Origin of the sequence: Nonomuraea sp. NBC_00507, from assembly GCF_036013525.1 — a bacterium.
Taxonomy (GTDB): Bacteria; Actinomycetota; Actinomycetes; order Streptosporangiales; family Streptosporangiaceae; genus Nonomuraea.
Genome location: NZ_CP107853.1, coordinates 9,896,801 through 9,917,636 on the forward strand (window position 1 = coordinate 9,896,801; position 20,836 = coordinate 9,917,636).

Consider the following 20,836-nt stretch of genomic DNA (forward strand, 5'->3'; position numbering starts at 1 on the left):
GGGACGCGGCCAAGGCGACCAGGCCCGACAGCGAACCCGGCAACCTCGACGGCTACAACTGCGTGGCCGCGCTGCGCGACTTCACCGCCGAACTGCACACCATCGCCGAGCAGGCACAGGCCGACGCCGGCGACCCGGACCCCGACGATGACGACCAGGGCGACGTCGACATGTGGAGGGAGCGGTTCGGCGGGCCGGGCATCGCCATCGAACCCACGCCCGCCTACACCCTTCCGGACCGCCCTCCCCCGCGCTGAGCCACAGGCGCCTGCCCGCAGGGGGATGTTCTGGCACGTCACCTGAGGGCCGCTACCTGGCGTCGCGCACCGCTGAGCCCTGCCCTTCCAGATTCCCCCCGGAAGGCAGGGCTTTCACGATGTCATGGCCCCGCCCAACTCGCAGTTGCCCGCTCCATTGCGTTCCGCCCCGGTCACATCCAGGCGAGCACAGGGACGCGGGAGGCAGGCGGTCAGCTGGTACTGGCCCGCCTGAGCAGGGCCTTGATTGCTCGGTTGTCGTCGCGGGATAGGCTCTCGCGGTGGGCCTTGCGCAGTGCGTGCAGGCGCCGTGCGCACCGGGCCGTGTTCTTGCGGTCTTCCAGGACCAGCGCCTCTTTCAGGTGCGCGATGGCGTCCTTGAGTTCGTTGGCGATCTGCTCTTCGGAGCGGGGCGCGGGCACCCTCACTGCGAACGCGTGCCGCCCAGTGGGCTCTGACGCACGTGGGCGGGGAGCAGCCAGCCGGCCTCCCGGCCCGGGCGCGAAGGCAGGTTCGCGCGTGGGCCCGCTTTGGTCGGTGAGATCACGATCGAGGACGCCGATGGGCCGTGGCTCAGCGGTCGGTTCGTTGCCGGGCCTGCGTTCCCTGACTTGGAACCGCTGTTCCAGCAGGAGCTGGCGCTACTCGACACCCTTGACGAGGACTATGAGCGGTGGGAAACGATCTATGGCAAGATCACGCGGGCGGTGCACCTGGTAGCGCCTCATGGGCAAGTGGCAGAGTTCCTGCTTCACGTTCAGGACGGTGAGGCGTGGTTCCGTTGGAGCGACGAACCGTTCGCCGAGGAGTAGGAGCTGGTTGGCTGTGACCGATGCTGAGGCTGAGTCCAAGAAGCGTTTCCTTGTCCTGCATGACTATGGCATGGGCGGGGTGTGGTGGTGGGTCCATGCGAGGTCGGCCCGGGAGGTTTTGGAGACGTTCGCGGAAGTGGAGGTCATCGACAGTCCGCAGGCTGTTGACCAGGCTGAGGGATGGGATCTGGCCGAGGTCGATATCGACTCTCCCACGATGCCCGGGGGCTTGAATGACCTGCGGGCAAAGCGTGACGCTCAGCGTGCTCTGCCCGGCTTTGGCGCGTTCGCGGACAGGGCTGTTCTCCATCTGCGGCGCCGTTGGGATGGCGACGACGGCGTGGACCCGGCGACCTATCTGATGGAGATCGGATCTGATGGTCGCCGGCTCCGTCAGGTGGAACAGGCCGACGACGGCACCGCTATCAAGAGTGATCCGAACGATTGGCCCTTCAACCCGCCTGTTGTGGATCTCTTCGATCCTGAGCTGGTGGAGATGGAGATCAGCCAAGACGAGTTCGAGGAAGCGTGGCTGCGCGCGAAGAGGGAGCACGCTCGGTAGTCGCGACGCCCCTGCCGCCTTTTGATCATTAGATGATGCGGCCAGCATCCCGGCAGACTGTGCGTTCGGTCACGACGCCTGTCCGTCGAGTCGATTGAGTAGGCCATTGAAGATCTGTTCGCGGGCGACTTGCCCCTTGGCCGCGGCGTCGTCGCGTTGACGTTCGAGGGTGGGCCGAAACTCGATGGTGGTGACGAAGAAGGTGCAGGACTCGCAGATGGACTCGAAGTGGCAGTCCATCTCGACGGGGCGGGCGCAGTAGCCGTTGCCGAGCATCCGGCGGTGCATCTCCCGGCGGAGCTTGGCCATCTCGCTGCCCTCGGCGTCGGCTGGTAGCTGGCGCGGGGCGTCGTAGAGGGCCTCGACCTTCTCGGTGACCGCGAAGTACTCGTCGGCGACGGTTCGATCGGCGATGCGGGCATAGACGCGGGTCATGGACAGAGATCGGTGCCCGAGTAGCGCGGCGATGGCCTCTAGCGACATGCCCCGGTTGATTGCCTGGGTGGCGAGCGTGTGCCGGAGTTGGTGCGGGGTGACTCGGCCCAGGCCGGCGCGGTCGGCGGCGTTGCGGACGGCGGCTTCGATGCGGGAGGCGTTGACGGGGCGGCCGTGGTCGGTGAACAGCAGGTTCGAGCGCAATCCTTCGGGCCGTTGCTGCAGCCAGTCGTCCAGCAGCGCTTTGAGCTGGGGATGCAGGGGAACGTAGCGGTCGGTGTGCATCTTGCCCACCGGAACCCGCAGCCAGTAGGCGGAGCCGATCTGGACGACGGCGTCGATGGTGAGGCCGAGCATCTCGCTGCGCCGCATCCCGGTGCGGGCCAGGATCTCGATCGCCAGCCGCGCGAATGGGTCGGGGTCTTGCCTGGCGGCGGCCAGCAGCTTGGCGGCTGCGGCGTCGTCGAGGAACCGCGGGAGTGGCTCATCGGCGATGGGCATGTCGCTGTCGAAGACCAGCTGTCGAGCAGGGCGATCGTCGGCATCCCACTCATCCAGGCGCCGCAGGAAGGTCCGCAGCGTGCCCAGCCGATCGCGGACCGTGTGCCGGTGCAGCGGACCGCCGCGTGCGGCCGGTCGTTCCAGCAGCCAGCCCTTGTAGCGTTCGATGTGTCGACGCTGCAGCTCGGCCACGCAGCTCACCGTTGGGTCCTCGGCCGTGATGAGCAATGCGAACTCGCGCAGAGTCAGTTCGGCGTTCTTCACGGTGCTCGATCGCAGGGTTCCGCTGATCTGCTCCAGGTAGTGGTGCATCGTCGCTGCCATCGTGGCCGGGACGGTCGACCACTGCCGCGCCCGGACATTGCCACGGTTGGGCGAGCGGCGACGTGGCAGGTCGTTGGTAAGCCCGCAGTGGAAGAGTGTGGCCTCCAGGTTGAACAACGACGTCGACAGCGCCTTCACCCCGCGGTTGGGGATGCGGCGTGCGGCTTCCAGCAACAGCCGCCGTCCTTCGTCCCAGTCGGCTTGCCGGAGCTGATCGGCTGGCTTGCCGGCCAGGGCCACCAGGTGGGCGAGCAGATTGAACTGGGTCATCGCCAGCGGCTCGCGAAAGCCGAGAAGGCGAGCGGTTTCCATGAACCGCAGGTGCAGCTCGGGGTCGGTGCGGGCCAGTACGGTGCCCAGCCGTGGCCGCCGGGCCACCAGGTAGTCCGCTCCGGGCCGCAGGTGCCCGGTGACGGCCAGCCAGCTGACGAACCGGTGGCTCTCGTGATGAAGGGCCAGCTGTCGCTCCAGCGGCAGGCAGCGGAACGCCTCCAGGTCGGGTGAGAGGGATAGGCGTGCCCGACGAGGAGCAGGTCGTAGCGCGCCGCCTTGAGCTCCTTGAGAGCGACGGAGCCCGGGGCGGTGTCCTCCAGCCGGGTCGGCCGCAGGTCCCACGCCTCGTTCAGGTCGGAGCGCCAGCCGGGGCCCAGGAGGTGGACGTTCGAGCCCGCGCGGCGCGCGCCCAAAGCCAGCGCCCACAGCCAGCGTTCGATCCCTCCGTAGCCCTGTGGCCGAACCGCGACTTCGCCGCGGCCTCGGCCTCGCCGGCAGCCATCGGCCATCTGCTCAAGGTGTGCTCGCCAGAGGAACTGTTCCAGGGCATCCGCGCAGGCTCGGCTACAGCACGTCCGGCGAGCTGACGCACCGTGAGCGCGTGCACCGCCAAGGTCATCGGCGACGAGGATCCGGTACGCGGTCATCGCCGCGGTCTGGTCCGCCCGCGTTCCGCCGTCCAGCGCCGGTCAGCCCTCCTGGGCGAGGTCCAGGAAGAGGGCGGCCGACCAGCCGAAGGCGGTCGTCGCGCGGCCCGCGCGGCGGCCGGTCAGCGGGTTCCAGTACTCGTGGAGACCGCCACCGTCGCGGACCATGGCCAGCGTGCGCTCGCGTAATTCGGCGGCCGTACCCTGATGCCCCGAGCGGCGCAGGCCGTCGATGAGCAGGTAGTTGACGTTCAGCCAGACCGGTCCGCGCCACATGGCCTCGGGGTCGAATCTCGGGTCGTCGAAGGCGACGGTCGGCACCGGGTGCTCGGCCCAGAAACTGGGCGAGCGTAGGTCGGCGACGAGCCGGTCCGCGATCCCGGCGGGGAGCCTCCCGGTGAAGAGCGGCATCAACTCCAGCGGGGTGCGCACGCCCGCCTCGCGCCCGCCGACCACGGTGACGAACCTCGTGCCGTTCCACCGGCGCGCGATCACGCGGTCCACCAGCGCCTGCGCCCTGGCCCGCCACGGTGCGGCATCCTTGCCGAGCGCCTGCGCGATATCGCCCAGGCGGTCGTACTGGAGAGCGAGGTAGGCATTCAGGTCGGGCGGCTCGGCGCGGGGGCCGGCGTCCCAGATGGGGCTGTCGTCCAGGCCGGACGAGTACGGGTGCAGGTACTCGGCCAGGCCGTCGCCGTCCGGGTCGGAGTGACTGAACCACCACTCCTGGGAGCGGGCCAGCGGCTCGTAGACCTCGGCGAGAAAGTCGGGGTCGGGGTTCGCCTCGTGGATCTTCCACACCGCCCAGGCGATAAGCGGCGGCTTGGTGACGGGGACGACGTCCCCGATCGGCTCGCCGCCCACGTGGGCGGCCAACCTGACCAGGTCGGAGCGGGGCAGGTCGGTGGTCTCGGCCAGCACGCCGTGGTCGTGGACCACATCGGGGATCAGGCCGTCGGGGCGCTGGTTGTCGAGCAGGATGCGGATCTGCTCCCTGGCCAGGGCGGGGTCGGTGTGCCGGAGCGCGATGGCGTGGAAGTAGGAGTCCCAGTTCCACAGGCCGACGTAGCCGTTCTTGGAGGGGACGAGTGCCTCTCGGTCCTGGATCCGCACCAGGTTCACCGCCAGCGTCCACCACGCGTCCTCCGCTCGTTCGCGCAGGTCCGCAGGCACGGCGGGCATGCGGGCGAACCAGTCGCGCCACCGTGCGGCGGCCGCGCCCAGCACCGCCGCCGCGTCGTGCGGCTCGCGATCCGGGCCCACGAGGGTGACGCAACCGTCGATGTCGGCCTCGCCGCCGTCCCACACGGCCCGCGCGCCCGCACCGGTCAGGACGAGCGTGTCCGGTCCCGCGAAGGCCATGGCCACGCCGGCCGCGAACTCCACGCGGTCCGGCAGCACCCGCAGCACCGGCAGCTCGCCGCTCCCCGAAAGGATCCGCAGGCCGGTGAGCACCGTCGCGTCGGCGAGCCTGGTCTCGTACAGCGCTCTGGCGATCCAGAGCGAGCCGTCGTCCGCCGCCATCACCAGCAGCCGCGAGCCGCGGTCGGTGAACGGGCGTTCGCGCAGGTCCGGCATCAGCGACCTCCCAGGCCGGAAGCGGCCATCGAGTTGATGATCTTCCGCTGGCCAATGAGGAAGGCGATGAGCGTCGGCACGACGGCGATCGCGGAGGCGGCCAGGATGAGCCCGTAGTCCACGGCCGTGTGCTGGCCGGAGAACTGGCTGAGCAGCAGCGGCACCGTGGCCAGCTCGGGCGAGTTCAGGAAGATCAGGGGGAAGAAGAAGGCGTTCCAGGACGCCAGGAAGGCGATGATGCCGAGCGCGCCGAGGCCGGGGCGGATGTTCGGCAGCACGATGTTCCAGAAGCAGCGCCAGCGGCCCGCCCCGTCGATCCTGGCGGCCTCCTCCAGTTCCACGGGCACGGCCCTGATGAACTGGCGCAGCAGGAACACCGCGAACGGGTTCGCGATGCTCGGCACGATGAGCGACAGGTGCGAGTCGATCCAGCCGAACGTGGCCAGCATCAGGTAGAGCGGCACGACCGTCACCTGCGCGGGCACCATTTGGGTGGCCAGGAACACCAGGAACAGCACGCCGGAGCCGCGGAACCTGATCCGGGCGAAGGCGTAGGCGGCCATGGCCGAGGTCAGCAGCGTGAGTGTGACGTTCAGCGCGGCGATGTAGAAGCTGTTCCAGTACGCGGCGCCGAACGGCATCGCGCCGAGCGCGTCGGGGTAGTTCTCCCAGCGCCACGGGTCGGGCAGCCAGTCGAGCGGGTTGTTCAGCATCTGCCGCACGCCCTTGAACGACGTCAGCAGCATCCAGACGAACGGGAACAGCATCGCCAGCCCACCGAGGGTGAGCGCGGCGTGCAGGGCTACCTGCCTGGGTCGCATCCTGGCCCCCTCACGAGTCGTAGTGGACGAGGCGCTTTTGCGCCGCGAACTGGACGAGCGTCACGAGCAGCGTCAGGACCAGGAGGATCAGCGCGGCGGCGCTGCTCATGCCGAACTGGAAGTCCTTGAAGCCCAGCTCGTAGACCTGGTAGACGATCGTCTTCGCGCCCTCGTTGTCCTCGGGGTCCACCAGCACGTAGATCTGGTCGAAGGCCTGGAACGAGCTGATCACCGCGACGACAGTGGAGAAGAAGATCGTCGGCGAGAGCAGCGGCAGCGTGATCGAGCGGAAGATCCGCAGGCTGTCCGCGCCGTCCATGCGGGCGGCCTCGACGATCTGCAGCGGGATCGTCTGGAGCCCGGCCAGGAAGATCACCACGTTGAGGCCGAGCGACGACCAGATCGTCACGACGGCGATGGCCACGATCACCCAGCCGGGGTCGCCGAGCCAGTCAGGCGCGCTGATGCCGAACCAGCGCTCCAGCGACGCGTTCAGCACGCCGTAGTCGTTGCCGGCCAGGATGATCTGCCACATCAGCGCGACGGCCACCGAGCTGGTGACCACTGGGAGGAAGTACAGCACCCGGTAGAAGCCGCCGCCCTTGACGTTGTTCAGCGCGACCGCGATGAGCAGCGCGAGGCCGAGCCCGAAGGGCACGGTCAGCAGCGCCAGCTTGACCGTGTTCCACACGGCCAGCCCGAACTCCGGATCGGAGAGCTGGGCGGCGAAGTTGTCGAAGCCGGCCCATTCCTTCTGCCCGAGCCCGTCCCAGCGCATGAACGCCAGCACAACGGCGAAGCCGAGCGGGAAGGCGAGGAACACCAGCAGTGCGGCGACCTGCGGCGCGAGGAAGAACGCGGCCCACCAGCCGTCGCGGTTGCGCACGGGCCGCGCCTGGTGGACCGCGCGGGGCCGGGCCCGGGTGAGGACGGTCACGGCTAGCCCAGCTTGCCGTCGACGAGCTTCTGGAGCTGCGTCATGCCCTCGTCGAAGCCGACCTTGCCGGTCCACACCTTCATCAGATGCTCGTTGATGTCGGCAGTGAGGCCGGGCACGGCGACCTCCTCGGGGTAATTCGCGAAGCCGGTGTCGCGTACGTCAAGGAAGGTCTGGGCGTGGGCGGGGTAGCCGCCGGCGAGGACGATCTGCTCAGCGCCCTTCACTGACGGCACGGCACCGCCGTCCTTGAGCCTGATGAGCTGGCCCTCCTTGCTGACGAACTCGGTGAGGAAGGTGAACGCCTGCTCGGGCAGCTTGGTGTCCTTGTTGAGCGCCAGGTAGGAGGCGGCCACCGCGCCGGGCATGGGTCGGCCGGTCTGCGAGGGGAACGGCACGATGTCGTAGTCGCCCAGCTCGCCGCCCTTCTTCAGGGAGTCGATCACCCACCGGCCTCCGGCGTAGAAGCCGGCCTTGTGCTTGAGGAACTGCGTGCTCGGACCGTTGCTGTCGGGCAGCAAGTCGGCGCTGAGGAAGGTCTTGTCCTGGTAGCCCTTGGTCAGAGCCTGCAGGGCCGCGCGCGCCTTGGGGTCGGTGGTGGCGACGAACTTGCCGCCGTCCCAGACCTTCCCACCGAAGCCGTTGATCATGGAGTACGTGGAGCCGTACCAGTTCCAGAAGATCGACCCGGCCTTGCCCGCGGCCTTGAGCTTGGCGTTCATGTCGAGGTACGTGGCCATGGTCCACCGTCCGGCCTCATTGAGCGCGGCAGGGTCCTCGGTGATCCCGGCGTCCTTGAGCGCCTTCTTGTCGAACCAGAGCACCTCGGGGTTGGTGTCGTTGGGGACGCCGTAGATCTGGCCGTCCTTCTTGGCGCCGCCGTAGATGCCCTCGAAGAAGTCCTCGGGCTTGCTCTTGGAGGAGGGACCGGCCAGCTTGTCGTTGAGCGGGGTCAGCACCCCGGCGGAGACGAACTTGCCGATGTTGTCGTCGCCCACGAAGAACACGTCGGGGGCGGTCTTGCTGGTGAGCTGGGCGAGCAGTTTGGGGTGGTAGTCCTCGTACTTGGCGACCGGCTCCAGCTTGAGCTTGATGTCGGGGTGGCGCTGCTCGAAGTCCTCGGTGAACTTCTCGTAGAGCTTGATGTCCTCGGCCGATCCCCAGGTGGACCAGCGGATGGTGACCGGGCCGGATCCGCTGCTCACTCCTGGGGCCTTCCCGCTGCCGCTGCACGCGGTCGTCGCGACGGCGAGGATGCCCAGGACTGCCAGGGCACGGTTCATGGTCGGCTCCTTCGGGGGTTGCGTGGGGGGTGTGGGTGAGGCGGGTGGATCGGGGTGTCAGGCGAGCCCGCCGCCGTCGACGACGAGGGCGGACCCGGTGATGTAGCTGGCCGCGTCACTGGCCAGGAAGAGCACGGCCTGGGCGATCTCGTCCGGGGTGCCCGCGCGACCCATCGGCCGGTCTGCCGCGTCGGACTGGAAGGCGGCCCAGTCCTCGCCTAGCTGGCGGGCCTCGTCGCGCAGCATGGGCGTGTCGGTGTCTCCAGGGTTGACGGAGTTGACCCGGATGCCGGCCTTGGCGTGGTCGATGGCGAGCGCGCGGGTCATGTTGACCACGGCGGCCTTGGAGGCGCAGTACGAGATGGCGTTGCCGCCGCCCTTGAGGCCCCATCCCGACCCCGTGTTCACGATCGAGCCGCCCTGGGTCATCGCCGGGATGGCGTGCTTGCACATCAGGAAGACCGAACGGACGTTGACCGCCATGACGCGGTCCCACTCCTCGACGGCGAGGTCGAGCGCGGTGGTGCGGCGGATGATGCCCGCGTTGTTGAACAGGACGTGCAGGCCGCCGAAGGTCTCGACGGCGGCGCCGACGACGCGTCGGCAGTCTTCGGGGTCGGAAACGTCGGCCCGCACCGCCACGGCGGTCGCGTCTCCCGCCTCCGCGACGATCTGCGCCACGGTGGCGTCCGCGCCGGCCGCATCGATGTCGGCGACCACCACCCGGGCGCCCTCTCTGGCGAAGAGCAGGGCGGTGGCCCGCCCGATGCCCGAGGCGCCGCCCGTGACGATCGCGACCTTGCCGTCGAGCGTCTTCATCTGTCGAACTCCTCACTTGCCGCACAGATGCGATAAATCGTGCTTTCGCGGTATCCAGTGATCACCTGGACGTGCCCGCCGAGCTTCTTGTCGAGGTCCTCGTCGCCGCTGTCGGCCAGCAGCGGCCGTCCCTTCAGCGCCGCGAGCTTCTGCTGGGTGGCAAGGACGAGCAGCCGCTCACCCGGTCCGAAGCGGCCCCCATCGAGCACCGCATCGAGTACCCGGGGCGACACCTGCTGGTTCCCGCGCCCCAGCACGAACCCCTGCCCGCCGACGACCGACAGAACCAGCACCGACTCCTTGCCGCTGACCAGGCCGAACAGCTCGGTCTCCGCGACGTCCGCCGCCACCAGGCGGCCGCCACGACCGCCCTCGGGCGTGCGTTCGACCACGTCCACACCGAGCAGCGTGGTGGCGAGGCCTAGCGCGCGACCGACGGCCCGCGTGGTGGCGCCCGGCCCAAGAACGTAACGGACGCCGAGCCGCATCCTGGCCACGACCTCCCGTGCGACGCCCTCGGCGGTGGCGGACGCCACGCCGGACGACCCGGCCTTGCGCCCCGACAGCGCGGTGCGGACAGCGGGGACGCGCAGGCTGCCGTACAGCCGGGGGCTGACCAGGCCGCGGCGGTAGGCGTCCTCGTCGAGATCCACCACCTCGGCCTCGGCCGTGCGCGCCGGGTCGAACTCCGCCGCGACGAATCCGGCGGCGGCCGGGCTGACGGCGAAGCAGCCGGAGTACACCTTCACCCCGGCCGGGACGCCCAGCACGGGCGGCGCCTGGCCACCGAGCGCGCGGACCGCGTCGAGCACGTCGCGCGCCGTCCCGTCGCCGCCCGCGAACAGCAGCAGGTCCACCCCGGCCAGCGCGGCCACGGCGCGCCGTGTGTCCTCCGCGCTCGTCCCGGCGGCGGACCAGCCGGAAGCCGCTCCGGCAGATCTGTCAGCGGACGGCGTCCGGATCAGGTCGCATGGGACCCCGGCGGCGCGCGCGCTGTCCTCGCCCATCTGGCCCGGCACCGTGAGCACCCGGATGCCGGGACGGCGGGCCATCAGCGTGCGGACAGCACGCGCCGCCCGCTCGCCGGCCCGGGGCGTGGCACCCCTGGCCAGGGCCGCGCGCTGCACCTCCACGCCGTCGCTGCCTTTGAGCCCGGCCGTGCCGCCGAGACCGGCGACGGGGTTGACGACCAGCCCGACCACCGCCGCGCCCGTCATGACAGGTGCTTGCGGACGTAGGCGCGCCACGTGGGCGCCCACTCCTTGGGGTCGTCGAGCGGCGTCATGTCGATCTTGTGGACGGTCTGGTTGTACGGCGCCCCCTTGACGAACTCGGGATCGCGCCGCGCCTCTTCGGCCACGTGCGCCAGGATGAGCGCGTACTCGTCGAGGTCCTCCTTCGAGTACGACTCCGTGGGCTCCAGCGTGAACGGCTCGGGCACCACGTACGGATGGTGGCTGGTCCAGTAGTGCACCCCGAAGTCGGCGGCTCTGACGCCGATCTCCTCCGAGTGCACCCCGGTCTGCTCCGACAGCTCCTGCCACGAGTAGCGCACCTGCTCGACCCTGCGCCTGTCCCACGGTGCGGACGCGCCCGGTATCTGCAGGATCTTGTGCATCAGGTAGTTGTTGTTGAGCACCGCCGTCTCGGCGACCTGCCGCAGGCCCTCGGCGCCGAGCGCCATGATCCAGGCGTAGGCGCGCACGATGTTCGGGGTGACGCCGAGGAACGGCCGCACCTTGCCGATGGAGGCGGGCGGCGTCTCCAGATGGTAGGACTCGCCGTCGAAGGCGACGACCGGGCCGGGCAGGAACGGCGCCAGGTCCTCGGAGACGCCGCACGCCCCGGCCGCGGGGCCGCCGCAGGCGTGCGGCGTGGAGAACGTCTTGTGCAGGTTGAAGTGGCACAGGTCGAATCCGGCGTCGCGAGCGCGGGTGATGCCGAGGATGCCGTTGGCGTTCGCCTGGTCGTAGCAGGCCAGGCCGCCCGCCTCATGCACCAGGTCCACGAACTCCCTGATCCGGGGGTTGAAGATGCCCGTGTCCTCCGGGTTGGTGATCATCAGTGCGGCGGTGCGCGGGCCGACGGCGGCGCGCAGCGCCTCGATGTCGGGCAGGCCGTCGGCGTCCGGCATCAGGGTGATGACCTCGTAGCCCGCGGTCTTGGCGCAGGCCGCGTTCGACGGGTGGGAGAACATCGTGGTGATCACCTGGTCACGGCGCGCCTCGCCGCGGGCCGCGTGGTACGCACGGATCATGGCGATGTTGGCGTAGATGGCTGCCGACCCGGAGCCGGGCTGGAGCGAGACCCGCGCCATGCCGGAGATCTCCCCCAGCATGCGTTCGAGCCGCCAGTAGATCTCCAGCACGCCTTGCACGGTGTCCTCGTGCTGGAGCGGGTGCAGCTCGGCGATGGCGGCGGCGAACCTGTCGTTGACCTTGGGGCTGTACTTCATCGTGCAGGTGCCCTGCCCGACGTCGATGTTGAGGTCGGCGCCCAGGTTCTCCTGCGACAGCCGCAGGTAGTGTCGCAGCACGTGCAGCTGGGACATCTCGGGCAGCTTCGGCGGCTGGGCGCGGCTCACGGAGTCGGGCAGCTCGACGCGGGGCGCGCCGGGCTCGGGCACGGCGATGCCGCGGCGGCCGGGCGCGGACAGCTCGAAGATGATCGGCTCGTCCCAGCGCGCCTGGTGGAAGCGGCGCAGCGGCGGCTTCGGCGTGACGGGGAGCTCGGCGAAGGACTCCGTGGTGTTCACAGCGTCTCCTGTACGGCTGCGGCGAGCAGGTCGATGTCGGCGATGGAGTGGCGTTCGGTCACACAGACCAGGACCGTGCGGTCGTCGAGCGCGACTCCGCCGTAGATGCCGTGCTCGCGAAGTCCGTCAAGCAGGGCGGCGCTGGAGGGCACCTCGATGGCGAACTCGCGGAAGTGGATCGCGTCGCGGTGCAGCACCGTGACCGACGCGGCCAGGGCGTCCATGGCGTAGCGGGTGCGGGCCAGGATCGTCTCGCCCAGATCCCGCATGCCCTGTGGGCCCATGAGCGCCAGATAGACCCCGGCCGTGATGCCCCAAAGGGCGGCGGCGGTACCGACCCACTCCTTGCCCTCCTCGCGGTGCGCGAAGGAGGTGCGGTCGTAGTAGACGTCGCCGAAGCCGTACTCGCCGGGCACCTTCGTGGGTGCGATGCCGAACAGCCGGGACGGGAACTCTGCGACCAGCGGCTCGTGGTCTTGGGTGGCGATGTAGCCGGCGTGGCCGCCGCCGTAGCTTTGGTGCATGCCGAGCGACTGGATGTCACCGCAGGCGATGTCCGCGCCGTAGGAGGCGGGCGGGGCGAGCACGCCGAGGGAGATCGGGTCGGCGCCGACCACGAGTAGCGCGCCGTGCGTGTGCGCCAGGTCGGCCAGCTCGCGGCCGCGCGTCTCGACGACGCCGTAGACGTTCGGGGTCTCCAGGTAGATCGCGGCGTAGGAGGCATCGAACGCCTCGACCGTGATCTCGCCACCCTCCCCCACTGGGGCCAGGACGATCTCGATGTCGGGGGCGAGGAAGTCGCGTAGCTTGCTCATTTTGTCGGAGCTGACGGCGGCGCTGAGGAGGATCTTCGAGCGCTCGGTGTAGCGGCACGCCATGCGCAGGGCGGTGCCGGCCGACTGGAAGCCGTCGTAGGTCGGGACGTTGACGACGTCCATCTCCAGCAGTTCGCCCATCATGCTGACGTACTCGAACAGGGCCTGGAAGCGGCCGTGGTCCTCGTACGGCTCGCCGGCGTACGCGGTGAGGAACTCGCTCCTCGCGTTGACCTCGTCGCACACGGCCGGAACGTGGTGCGGGTAGCAGCCGTGGCCGAGGAAGCTCAGCGCCTGCTCCGTGTCGGTGACGCGGTCCAGCAGACCCTTCATGTGGCGTACCAGGTCGTGTTCCGCCGTGAGCGGCGCGGGCAGATCGAGCGGCCGGGCCAGGCGCAGCTCCGCGGGAATGTCGGCGTAAAAGTCCTCGACGCTCGACGCGCCGATCGCGGCGAGCATCTGGGCCCGCACGCCGGGTTCGGCGTTCGGGATGTACGGGTGCGTCACGTGTCTCCTTCGATCCTGAGCACTACGGCGTCGCGCGGGGCGAGTTCGATGTCGCCGCGCAGGCGGGTCTGGGTGAGCAGGTCTGTGCCGGGGTGCGGCAGCGTGACCCGCTGCCGGGTGGTCGTGTGGTTGAGCAGGAAGAGGTGGCTCCGGCGGCGGACGGCCTCCACGCCCGCAGGCACCTCGACGGCCGCGACGCCGCCGAGCACCAAGTCGAGCACGGGCGTCACGTCGTCGAGCAGGCAGCTGACGTAGGTGGCGTTGCCCTTGCGGGTGATCGCGGGCAGGCCGTCGAGGTCGCCGCCCTCGTACGTGGCGAGCACCGCCGCGGGATCGTCGCCGTCGAGGCGCACCCATTCCGTCCAGGTCCTGGCCACGCCGGTGGCGCCGCCCGCGTACCGCACCGGCTGGGTGGCGCCGTAGGTGAGCGGCCAGAACTCGTCGATCGAGACGCCGAGCAGGTGGCGCAGCGGGCCGGGCGCGCCGCCGTCGTGGACGCGGTCGGCGGCGTCCACGACGCCGCTGAACGGGCCGACCACCAGCTGGCCGGTGACGGACGCCAGCCTCCCGGCCTGCTCGTGTGTGCACAGGTAGAGATTCGGGACGATCACCACGCGGTAGCCGGACAAGTCGCGGTCCGGCGGCGCGAGATCGACCGTGATGCCGCGGGCGCGCAGCGGCGCGTACCAGGCGAGCAGCAGGTCCTTGAGCTTGAGCCGGTTGGACGGCATCGACTCCGGCGCCTCCAGGCCCCACCAGCTGTCCCAGCCAAGGACGAGTGCCACCTCGGCGTGCGTGCCCGTGCCCGCGACCTCCGCGAGCCGCCGCAGGTCGGAGCCGAGGCGAAGGGTGTCCTGCCAGCCGCGCGTGCGCGTGCCGCCGTGCGGGAGGAGGGCCGAGTGGAACTTCTCGGGGCCGTACTTGGCTTGACGCCACTGGAAGAACATCACGCCGTCGGCGCCGTGCGCCACTGCCTGAAGGCTGTGCAGCCGCATCATGCCGGGCGGTTTGGGGACGTTCACCTCGCGCCACGACACCGCCGACGGCGCCGACTCCAGCAGCAGCCAGGGGCGCCCCTTGAGCGAGCGCATCAGGTCGTAGCTGAGCGCGACCGCCACGTGCGACTCCCCGTCGGCCGGGTCGGGATAGGCGTCGTCGCTCACCAGGTCCTCGGCCGCGGCCCACGCCCAGTAGTCGAGACCGTGCAGGATGCTCATGAAATTCGTGGTGACGGGAACGTCCGGGGTTATCACGCGGAGCACGTCACGCTCAGCCGAGAACAGCTCCAGGAGCGCGTCGCTGCAGAAGCGGCGCCAGTCGAGGAGCTGGGCCGGGTTGATCGGGCCTGGCGCCTTGCGCGGCGGCTCGATCTGGCCGAACGCGGTGTAGTGCTGGCCCCAGCAGGACGTGCCCCAGGCGGCGTGCAGCGACTCGATCGTGCCGTAGCGGGCCTCCAGCCAGGCGCGGAAGTGCCGGGCCGACTCCGGGCAGAAGCACTCCAGCGTATGGTCGGCGTACTCGTTGCCGACGTGCCACATGGCCAGGGCGGGGTGGCCGCCGTACCGCTCGGCCATGGCCGTGGCCAGCCGCACGGCGTTCTCGCGGAAGACCGGCGAACTGGGGCAGTAGCCCTGGCGCGAGCCGAACTCCAGTCGCACCCCCTGCGCGTCGACCGGCATGACCTCTGGGTGCTCGCGGACCAGCCACGGCGGCGGGGTCGCGGTCGCGGTGGCGAGGTCGGCCGCGATGCCATGCTCGTGCAGCAGGTCGAGGACGCGGTCGAGCCAGCCGAAGTCGTACGCGCCCGGCTGCGGCTCCAGCCGCGACCACGAGAAGACCGCGACGGTGACCATGGTGACCCCGGCCTCGGACATGAGCCGCATGTCCTCGGCCCAGACCTCCTCGGGCCACTGCTCGGGGTTGTAGTCGCCGCCGAACAGCAGCCCGGGCACGCGGGTCAGGCTCACTCCTGCTCCCTTCTCCCGGCCGGTTATTTTGTATTCAGAATTCATAGTGCAGTATTTTGTATCGCGTCAAGCGGTAGGCTTGGCCCGGCTGAACAGCGAAGGAGCGACATGCCCATCGAGCGGCGACCGCTGCGCGAACAGATCAGGGAAGAGCTGCTGAGCAGGCTTGACCGGGGCGACTTCGCCGCGGGCACCGACATCAACGAGGCCGCACTGGCCGCGGAGTTGGGCGTCAGCCGCACACCCCTGCGCGAGGCGCTCATCACCCTCGCGGGCGAGGGCGTCCTGGAGAGCAACCAGGGACGCGGCTTCAGGTTCGCGCCAGTGACCCGCAAGGAGTTCCGGGAGCTGTGCGAGATCGTCGCGGCGCTGGAGTCGCTCGCACTCGACTGCTCCGACCCCGCCCACCTGCGCCGCATCGCGCCCCGGCTGCTGACGATGGCCCAGGAGTTCCCCGACCGGATCGCGGAACAGCAGGAGATAGAGCGTCACGACGACGAGTGGCACGACCTGCTGCTGAGCGGCTGCCGCAACGAGCGGCTGCTCGACCTCATCACCAGCGTCAAGGCGGGGATGCGGCGCTACGCCCACCTGCTGGCGGGCGACGACACCCCGCTGGAGCGCGAGGCGACCGAGCATCGCCGGGTGGCCGAGCTGCTCATCGCCGGAGATCTTCCCAAGGCCGCACAGGCCCTGCGCGACAATTGGGTCAACGGCATGGAGCGCATGATGTCCCGCATCCCCTCGGCCGATTAGCCCAGCAGGCCAATGGAACCTCGCCGGCCATGACACCGATGGCCCCGCTCCGCCTCCAGCTCGGCGATCCACCGGTGGGCGGCTAATCCCGAGGAGTTGGGCGACCTCGGCGACCGAACTCGGGGCCGTACAGGTAAGGGCGGCTTTTCGAGCACGCGGAGTTGGAGGACCCCTCCTGGACGCGTTGCCGCGGAGCAGGGAGAGTGGGTGATCCGCGTCAGTGCGCGGCGCTCAGCGGTCCTGCCGACGGCTCACGGGTTTGACGAGTTCTTCGGCAACCTCTACCACCACAACGCAGGGCGACTATCCGACCGAGGAGGAGTTTCCCGGGTTCAGGAAGCGGTTCGGGCCGCGAGGAGTGATCCACTCGTGGGCTAACCCGGACGGCACCCAGCGCATCGAGGACACCGGGCCGCTCGGCATCGGCGACGACACGATCGTCATGTACTCCACCGACAACGGCCCGCACATGAACACCTGGCCCGACGGCGCCATGACCCCGTTCCGGAACGAGAAGAACTCCAACTGGGAAGGCGCCTACCGCGTCCCCGCCGTGGTGCGGTGGCCGGGCAAGATCCCCGCGGGCACCGTGCTCAACGGCATCGTCAGCCACAACGACTGGTTCGTCACTCTCCTGGCCGCGACCGTCCGGCCGCCCGCGCTGTTCGCGCACTCGTGAAGATCCAGGTCTCCCGTAAGGGACGGCGGCTACAGGTGCGTCCGTGGCCATCGAGGCCGGAAGGATCCATGCGCTCAGCCGTGTTCCGCGGTGACGGTGGCGCCGGGCGGGACGTGTCGGGTGGTGGCGGACCCGTCGGGGAAGCGGGCGGTCCACCGGTACGTCACCCCGTCGGACAGGTTGGTGAGCGTGGTGGCGTGCCCGCCGTCGTGCCGAACCGTGACGCTGCCCCGCCCGATCGGGATGCCGGAGACGGCGGCCCAGCCGATCTCGGCGGGCAGCCGCGAGAGGGTGGTCAACGCGTTGCCCGGCGCGTCCGGCCGGACACCGAGCAGCCCCTCCACCACCTGGCTGACCAGGGTGAAGGAGAGCTCCGGGTAGTCGCCGTTGAGCCCGCCCGCGACGTGCGGGGCGGTGCGGGCGTGGAAGATCTCCCGCATCCACCGCCAAGCGGTCTCCTGCCTGCCGTGCCGGAAGAAGACGTCGGGCAGGTACGTCCACGCCTCGACGTTCTCCGGCCGCCCGGGACCACTCGCCTGCGCGTCGATGTAGTCGAGGTAGGCAGGGTCTTCGCGCAGACCCTTCAACGGCATGAACCAACTGTTCTCCGCACCCCACCCGGTGACCGGCCGGCCGTCGAAGGTGAAGCCGCGAGCGCCGTTCCACTCCTGCTCGTAATGGCGGCGCAGCCGTGCGGCCAGTGCTTCGAACCGCCCGCCGTCCTCGCCGCGCGCCCTGGCCAGCTCGGCCATCGCCAGGTGGGCGGCGTACTGCGCGGCGATGCCGTCACCGGCCACCGCCAGCGGCTCGCCGCTCAGTTCGTTGTAGCTGGCGATGCCCTGGAAGATGCCCGCGCCCCGACCGGTCGCGGGAAGCGCGATCGCGTTCGAGCAGTAGTCACGCAGCACGGAGTCATGGACGTAGGCGCGCTCGCCGGTCCAGCGGTAGAGCGCCGCCACGCATTCCACCAGCTCGAAGACCGCGGGCACCTCCCTCACGAACTCGTCGGGACCGCGGTAGTCGATCGACAGGTAGGAGCCGTCGAAATTGAACGCCCACACCGGACGGTGGCCGTGCTCTTCGGTCGCCGAGGCGGCGAAGCAGCGAATCATCGCCAGGTTGGCCTCGGCCAGGCCGAGCAGGTGGGCGCCCGCCGCCTGGTGGACGAAGTCACGGGCGTAGAACCCACTGCGGTGCGCGTACCCGGCCCAGTAGGAGGGCAGGTAGACGCCCTCGCCGGTGCCGTGCGGGCGCCGCTCGTCAACATTCACCGGGCCGCGCGTCCCGCCGGGATGCGCCCAGCGCAGCGCGCGGTCGCGCGCCCACGCGAACATCGCCACGAGCTCGTCGTGGCCGGAGTCCAACTGCATTCATGGTCCTAGGCTCGGGCGGATCACCAGCTCGCCGGGGAGCAAGAGCCCCGCCTGCGGGGTGACGCCGTCTTCGATGATCTGGAGGAGGCGGCTGATCAGGGCCTCGGCGATGCGGCGCAGCGGCAGCCGCACCGTCGTCAGCGCGGGCTGGAGGAACCCTGTGATCGGCAGGTCGTCGAAGGCGGCCACGGCCAGGTCCTTACCGATCTCCAGCCCTTCGGCGCGAGCCGCCGTGTAGAGGCCGAGCGCGAGCCAGTCGCCGCCGGCCACGATTGCGGTGGGCCGGTTGCGCCCGGCCAGCAGCTCGCGGGTGGCCGCGACGATCTCGTCTGGATCGTCGCCCGGCGAGTACACCTGCCCGGCCAAGCCATGGCGGCGCACGCCGGCCAGGAACCCGTCACGCCGGTCATCCATCCACGGCTGCCCGGAGGAGGAGGCCAGGAAGGCCACCCGCCGGTGCCCTCTGGCCGCCACCATGCCGACCAACTCGATCACCGCCTGCACGCTGTCGACGTCCACCCAGGACTGCGGCTGCTTGGGCGCGGTCCTGCCGAAGGCGGCGAACGGGAAGCCCGCGCCGGCCAGGTGGGCCACACGAGGGTCATCGCGCAGTATGTCCGACAGCAGGAAACCGTCCACGGTCCGCGCGGCGATCAGTTCGTCGAGCGCCTGCTCCTGGCTCTGGCCCGGCTGCGGGCGCACCAGCAAGATGCGGTAGCCCACCTCGCCCGACGCCGCCACGACCGCTTCGAGAAAGCCGCCCATCAGCGGGTTGGGATTGGCCGGATCATCCACCGGAGTCGGGTAGCCGATGATCCGCCTGGTGCCCGACTTCAGGCTGCGTGCCGATTGGTCGGGCCGGTAGCCGAGCTCCTCGATGACCGCCGAGACCCGCTCCAGTGTTTCCGCCTTCAGCCGGTACGGGGCGTTGAGCGCGTTGGAGATCGTCTGGCGGGATACGCCGGCCGCCCGCGCGACATCCTCGATGGTGACCCCGCGTGTGCGTGGCCGGCGTGTCGTCACTCAATCTCTCCTCAGCGTGAGCAGACCACCCATGGGCACCTCGACGACGCAGGCCCCGGACTCCAGCGCGAGCGTGGCCGCGCGGACCGGGGCGCCGCCGCAGTCATGCACCTCGACGTGCGCCGAGCCGGTGCCGTAGAGGACGACGCGCGGATCGGAGTCGGCGTTGGCGACGAGCAGCTCCCCGGACTCCGGCACGTCCACGGGCAGCGCCGCGTACCGAGCGACGATCGTGGTGTGATAATCGTAGGCCCGCACGAGCGGGTAGCCGTGCTCGGGCTGCTCGGGCCGCAGCGTCCCCAGCTGGAGCGTGCCCAGGTAGCGGTGGAAGATCCCCAGCCAGAACCGGATCGCGGCGAGTTGGTCCGGGCGCTGTACCGCCAGGTCCACAGAGATCTGCGGCACCGAGAACAGCGCGTTGATCAGGTGCACGGCCACCTGCTCGGCGGGCTCGTCGGGATGCCAGAGGATCATATCGGAATGCACGGCCACAGGACCGGCGGCGAGCCGCAGGTCCACGGTCCGCTGCCGGTTCTCCTGAGAGCTGAGCGGGCAGTCCACCGCTCGGATCATGTTCGCGTACGGCCACAGCCCGGGGCTGGTGTACGGCTGGCGATGCTCGATCAGCACGTCCGGCCTGGTACGGCGGAGCCGCGCGTCCAGATCGTGGAGCAGTCGCCTGACCCCTTCGTCCACATCCGTGCAGTCGGTCCCTTCGCCGGGCGCCGGGTCACCGCCCGGGGTCGCGAAGCGGTCCACGAAGTCGATCTTCAGGCCGTCCATGCCCCACGTCTCGACCGCTTGGACGAGCCGGTCGATGAGGAACTCGCGTACCTCCGGGTGGCGCGGATCGAGCACGGCGGCGTCCATATGGTCGAGGTAACGCAGGAACTTGCCCTCGAAGCGCTCGAAGGCGGCGTTGTGCTTGCCCACGAACGGCAGCGCGTACCAGAGCATGTAGGACATGCCGAGCTCGCGCACCCGAGCCACATGTGTCGAAATATCGGGGAATGCGGCCGAGTTCGGCTCCCAGTCACCGCAGAACGCGTAGCCGCGCGTCCGGTCGGCGGTCTGCCAGCCGTCGTCCACGATGATCGTCTCGCAGCCCAACTCCTTGGCCAGCCGCGCCTGGAGTTCCACGGACTCGGCGGTGACCTCCTGGTGCATGCTGTACCAGGTCGAGTAGACCGGCAGCCGGGCACGGTCCGGCGCAGGCGGCAGGTCGCTCGCGTCGTCCTTCCACCAGGCCGCCACGTCGGCCACCGCCGCCGAGAACGGTCGCTCCGACAGGTCCAGCCGGATCCGCAGCCCGTCGCCGTGCAGGGTGAAGACGAACTCGCCGGTCTCCTCCATCACCCCGCCGGTGAAGCTCACCTGGGCCACCGGTTCGGCCAGGCCAACCGTACAGACGTTGGCGCCGGCCGTACCGATGAGGGAGACCACCGGCGCGCCCGCTGTCAGCCTCGACACCAGCGGCGCGCTCCAGATCGGCGGCACCCAGCAGGTCCCGCCCAAGGGCGTCCAGAACGCGCTGACGCGCACGCACGGCACTCGCCACTGCGCGGCCGTGGCCTCTGGCGCGTCGATCAGCCAGGTGCGGTCGGCGACCTGCGTCACCTTCGCATCGGCCGCTCCGGCCAGTGCCAGCTCGACCGTGCCGGCCCGTACCGCGGTCGTCTCGCCGAGCGCGTAGGGCTCCCAGACCTGCATGC

General features: G+C 70.0%; 19 protein-coding genes. 5 read left to right on the top strand and 14 right to left on the bottom strand.

From position 1 onward, the window contains the following. The first annotated feature begins 62 nt into the window (after window positions 1–62). Window positions 63–257 (top strand): hypothetical protein, encoded by a 195-nt coding sequence (locus OHA25_RS47720; RefSeq protein ID WP_327583462.1) that lies wholly within the window; start codon window positions 63–65, stop codon window positions 255–257. Window positions 258–469: 212 nt separating this feature from the next. On the opposite strand, the gene OHA25_RS47725 is transcribed toward OHA25_RS47720, so the two are convergent. Next, window positions 470–679 (bottom strand): hypothetical protein, encoded by a 210-nt coding sequence (locus OHA25_RS47725; protein ID WP_327583463.1) that lies wholly within the window; start codon window positions 677–679, stop codon window positions 470–472. Window positions 680–787: 108 nt separating this feature from the next. Between OHA25_RS47725 and OHA25_RS47730 the strand changes: the two genes are divergently transcribed. Further along, complete coding sequence (locus OHA25_RS47730; RefSeq protein ID WP_327583464.1) at window positions 788–1,069, top strand: hypothetical protein; 282 nt, start codon at window positions 788–790, stop codon at window positions 1,067–1,069. Between the two features lie 13 nt (window positions 1,070–1,082). Further along, window positions 1,083–1,631, top strand: coding sequence for a hypothetical protein (locus OHA25_RS47735; protein WP_327583465.1), 549 nt, complete (start codon window positions 1,083–1,085; stop codon window positions 1,629–1,631). 69 nt (window positions 1,632–1,700) lie between these two features. On the opposite strand, the gene OHA25_RS47740 is transcribed toward OHA25_RS47735, so the two are convergent. From OHA25_RS47740 to OHA25_RS47785, 10 genes are all read right to left on the bottom strand, one after another. Then, window positions 1,701–3,506, bottom strand: a complete 1,806-nt coding sequence (locus OHA25_RS47740; protein WP_327583466.1) for a tyrosine-type recombinase/integrase — start codon at window positions 3,504–3,506, stop codon at window positions 1,701–1,703. A gap of 347 nt (window positions 3,507–3,853) precedes the next feature. Continuing rightward, complete coding sequence (locus OHA25_RS47745) at window positions 3,854–5,389, bottom strand: amylo-alpha-1,6-glucosidase (RefSeq protein WP_327583467.1); 1,536 nt, start codon at window positions 5,387–5,389, stop codon at window positions 3,854–3,856. Next, window positions 5,389–6,210: a carbohydrate ABC transporter permease gene (locus tag OHA25_RS47750; RefSeq protein ID WP_327583468.1), complete on the bottom strand. Its 822-nt coding sequence runs from the start codon at window positions 6,208–6,210 to the stop codon at window positions 5,389–5,391. Before OHA25_RS47750 ends, OHA25_RS47745 begins: the two co-directional genes overlap by 1 nt. 10 nt (window positions 6,211–6,220) lie before the next feature. Beyond that, window positions 6,221–7,147: a carbohydrate ABC transporter permease gene (locus OHA25_RS47755; RefSeq protein ID WP_327583469.1), complete on the bottom strand. Its 927-nt coding sequence runs from the start codon at window positions 7,145–7,147 to the stop codon at window positions 6,221–6,223. Window positions 7,148–7,149: 2 nt separating this feature from the next. Next, window positions 7,150–8,430 carry an ABC transporter substrate-binding protein gene (locus tag OHA25_RS47760; RefSeq protein ID WP_327583470.1) on the bottom strand — a complete coding sequence of 427 codons (1,281 nt, stop codon included), beginning with the start codon at window positions 8,428–8,430 and terminating at the stop codon, window positions 7,150–7,152. 57 nt (window positions 8,431–8,487) lie between these two features. After that, window positions 8,488–9,249 (bottom strand): SDR family NAD(P)-dependent oxidoreductase, encoded by a 762-nt coding sequence (locus tag OHA25_RS47765; RefSeq protein WP_327583471.1) that lies wholly within the window; start codon window positions 9,247–9,249, stop codon window positions 8,488–8,490. Further along, window positions 9,246–10,496 (bottom strand): ATP-NAD kinase family protein, encoded by a 1,251-nt coding sequence (locus OHA25_RS47770; RefSeq protein WP_327583472.1) that lies wholly within the window; start codon window positions 10,494–10,496, stop codon window positions 9,246–9,248. Before OHA25_RS47770 ends, OHA25_RS47765 begins: the two co-directional genes overlap by 4 nt. Next, window positions 10,463–12,004, bottom strand: a complete 1,542-nt coding sequence (gcvPB, locus tag OHA25_RS47775) for an aminomethyl-transferring glycine dehydrogenase subunit GcvPB (RefSeq protein ID WP_327583473.1) — start codon at window positions 12,002–12,004, stop codon at window positions 10,463–10,465. The genes OHA25_RS47770 and gcvPB overlap by 34 nt, the downstream gene beginning before the upstream one ends. After that, window positions 12,001–13,326, bottom strand: a complete 1,326-nt coding sequence (gcvPA, locus tag OHA25_RS47780; protein ID WP_327583474.1) for an aminomethyl-transferring glycine dehydrogenase subunit GcvPA — start codon at window positions 13,324–13,326, stop codon at window positions 12,001–12,003. The genes gcvPB and gcvPA overlap by 4 nt, the downstream gene beginning before the upstream one ends. Beyond that, complete coding sequence (locus tag OHA25_RS47785) at window positions 13,323–15,293, bottom strand: beta-galactosidase (protein WP_327583475.1); 1,971 nt, start codon at window positions 15,291–15,293, stop codon at window positions 13,323–13,325. The genes gcvPA and OHA25_RS47785 overlap by 4 nt, the downstream gene beginning before the upstream one ends. 108 nt (window positions 15,294–15,401) lie before the next feature. Between OHA25_RS47785 and OHA25_RS47790 the strand changes: the two genes are divergently transcribed. Both OHA25_RS47790 and OHA25_RS47795 read left to right on the top strand, forming a co-directional pair. Continuing rightward, entirely contained in the window at window positions 15,402–16,049 is a 648-nt protein-coding gene (locus tag OHA25_RS47790) for a GntR family transcriptional regulator (RefSeq protein WP_327583476.1), read from the top strand. Window positions 16,050–16,308: 259 nt separating this feature from the next. Continuing rightward, window positions 16,309–16,728, top strand: a complete 420-nt coding sequence (locus tag OHA25_RS47795; RefSeq protein ID WP_327583477.1) for a sulfatase-like hydrolase/transferase — start codon at window positions 16,309–16,311, stop codon at window positions 16,726–16,728. Between the two features lie 74 nt (window positions 16,729–16,802). Here OHA25_RS47795 and OHA25_RS47800 read toward each other — a convergent pair whose 3' ends face one another. Genes OHA25_RS47800 through OHA25_RS47810 form a run of 3 tightly spaced genes read right to left on the bottom strand, consistent with a single transcriptional unit; the run spans window position 16,803 to window position 20,834 of the window. Then, window positions 16,803–18,098 carry a hypothetical protein gene (locus tag OHA25_RS47800; RefSeq protein WP_327583478.1) on the bottom strand — a complete coding sequence of 432 codons (1,296 nt, stop codon included), beginning with the start codon at window positions 18,096–18,098 and terminating at the stop codon, window positions 16,803–16,805. After that, window positions 18,099–19,124: a LacI family DNA-binding transcriptional regulator gene (locus tag OHA25_RS47805; protein ID WP_327583479.1), complete on the bottom strand. Its 1,026-nt coding sequence runs from the start codon at window positions 19,122–19,124 to the stop codon at window positions 18,099–18,101. Continuing rightward, window positions 19,125–20,834, bottom strand: coding sequence for a glycoside hydrolase family 36 protein (locus OHA25_RS47810; RefSeq protein WP_327583480.1), 1,710 nt, complete (start codon window positions 20,832–20,834; stop codon window positions 19,125–19,127). Window positions 20,835–20,836 lie beyond the last annotated feature (2 nt).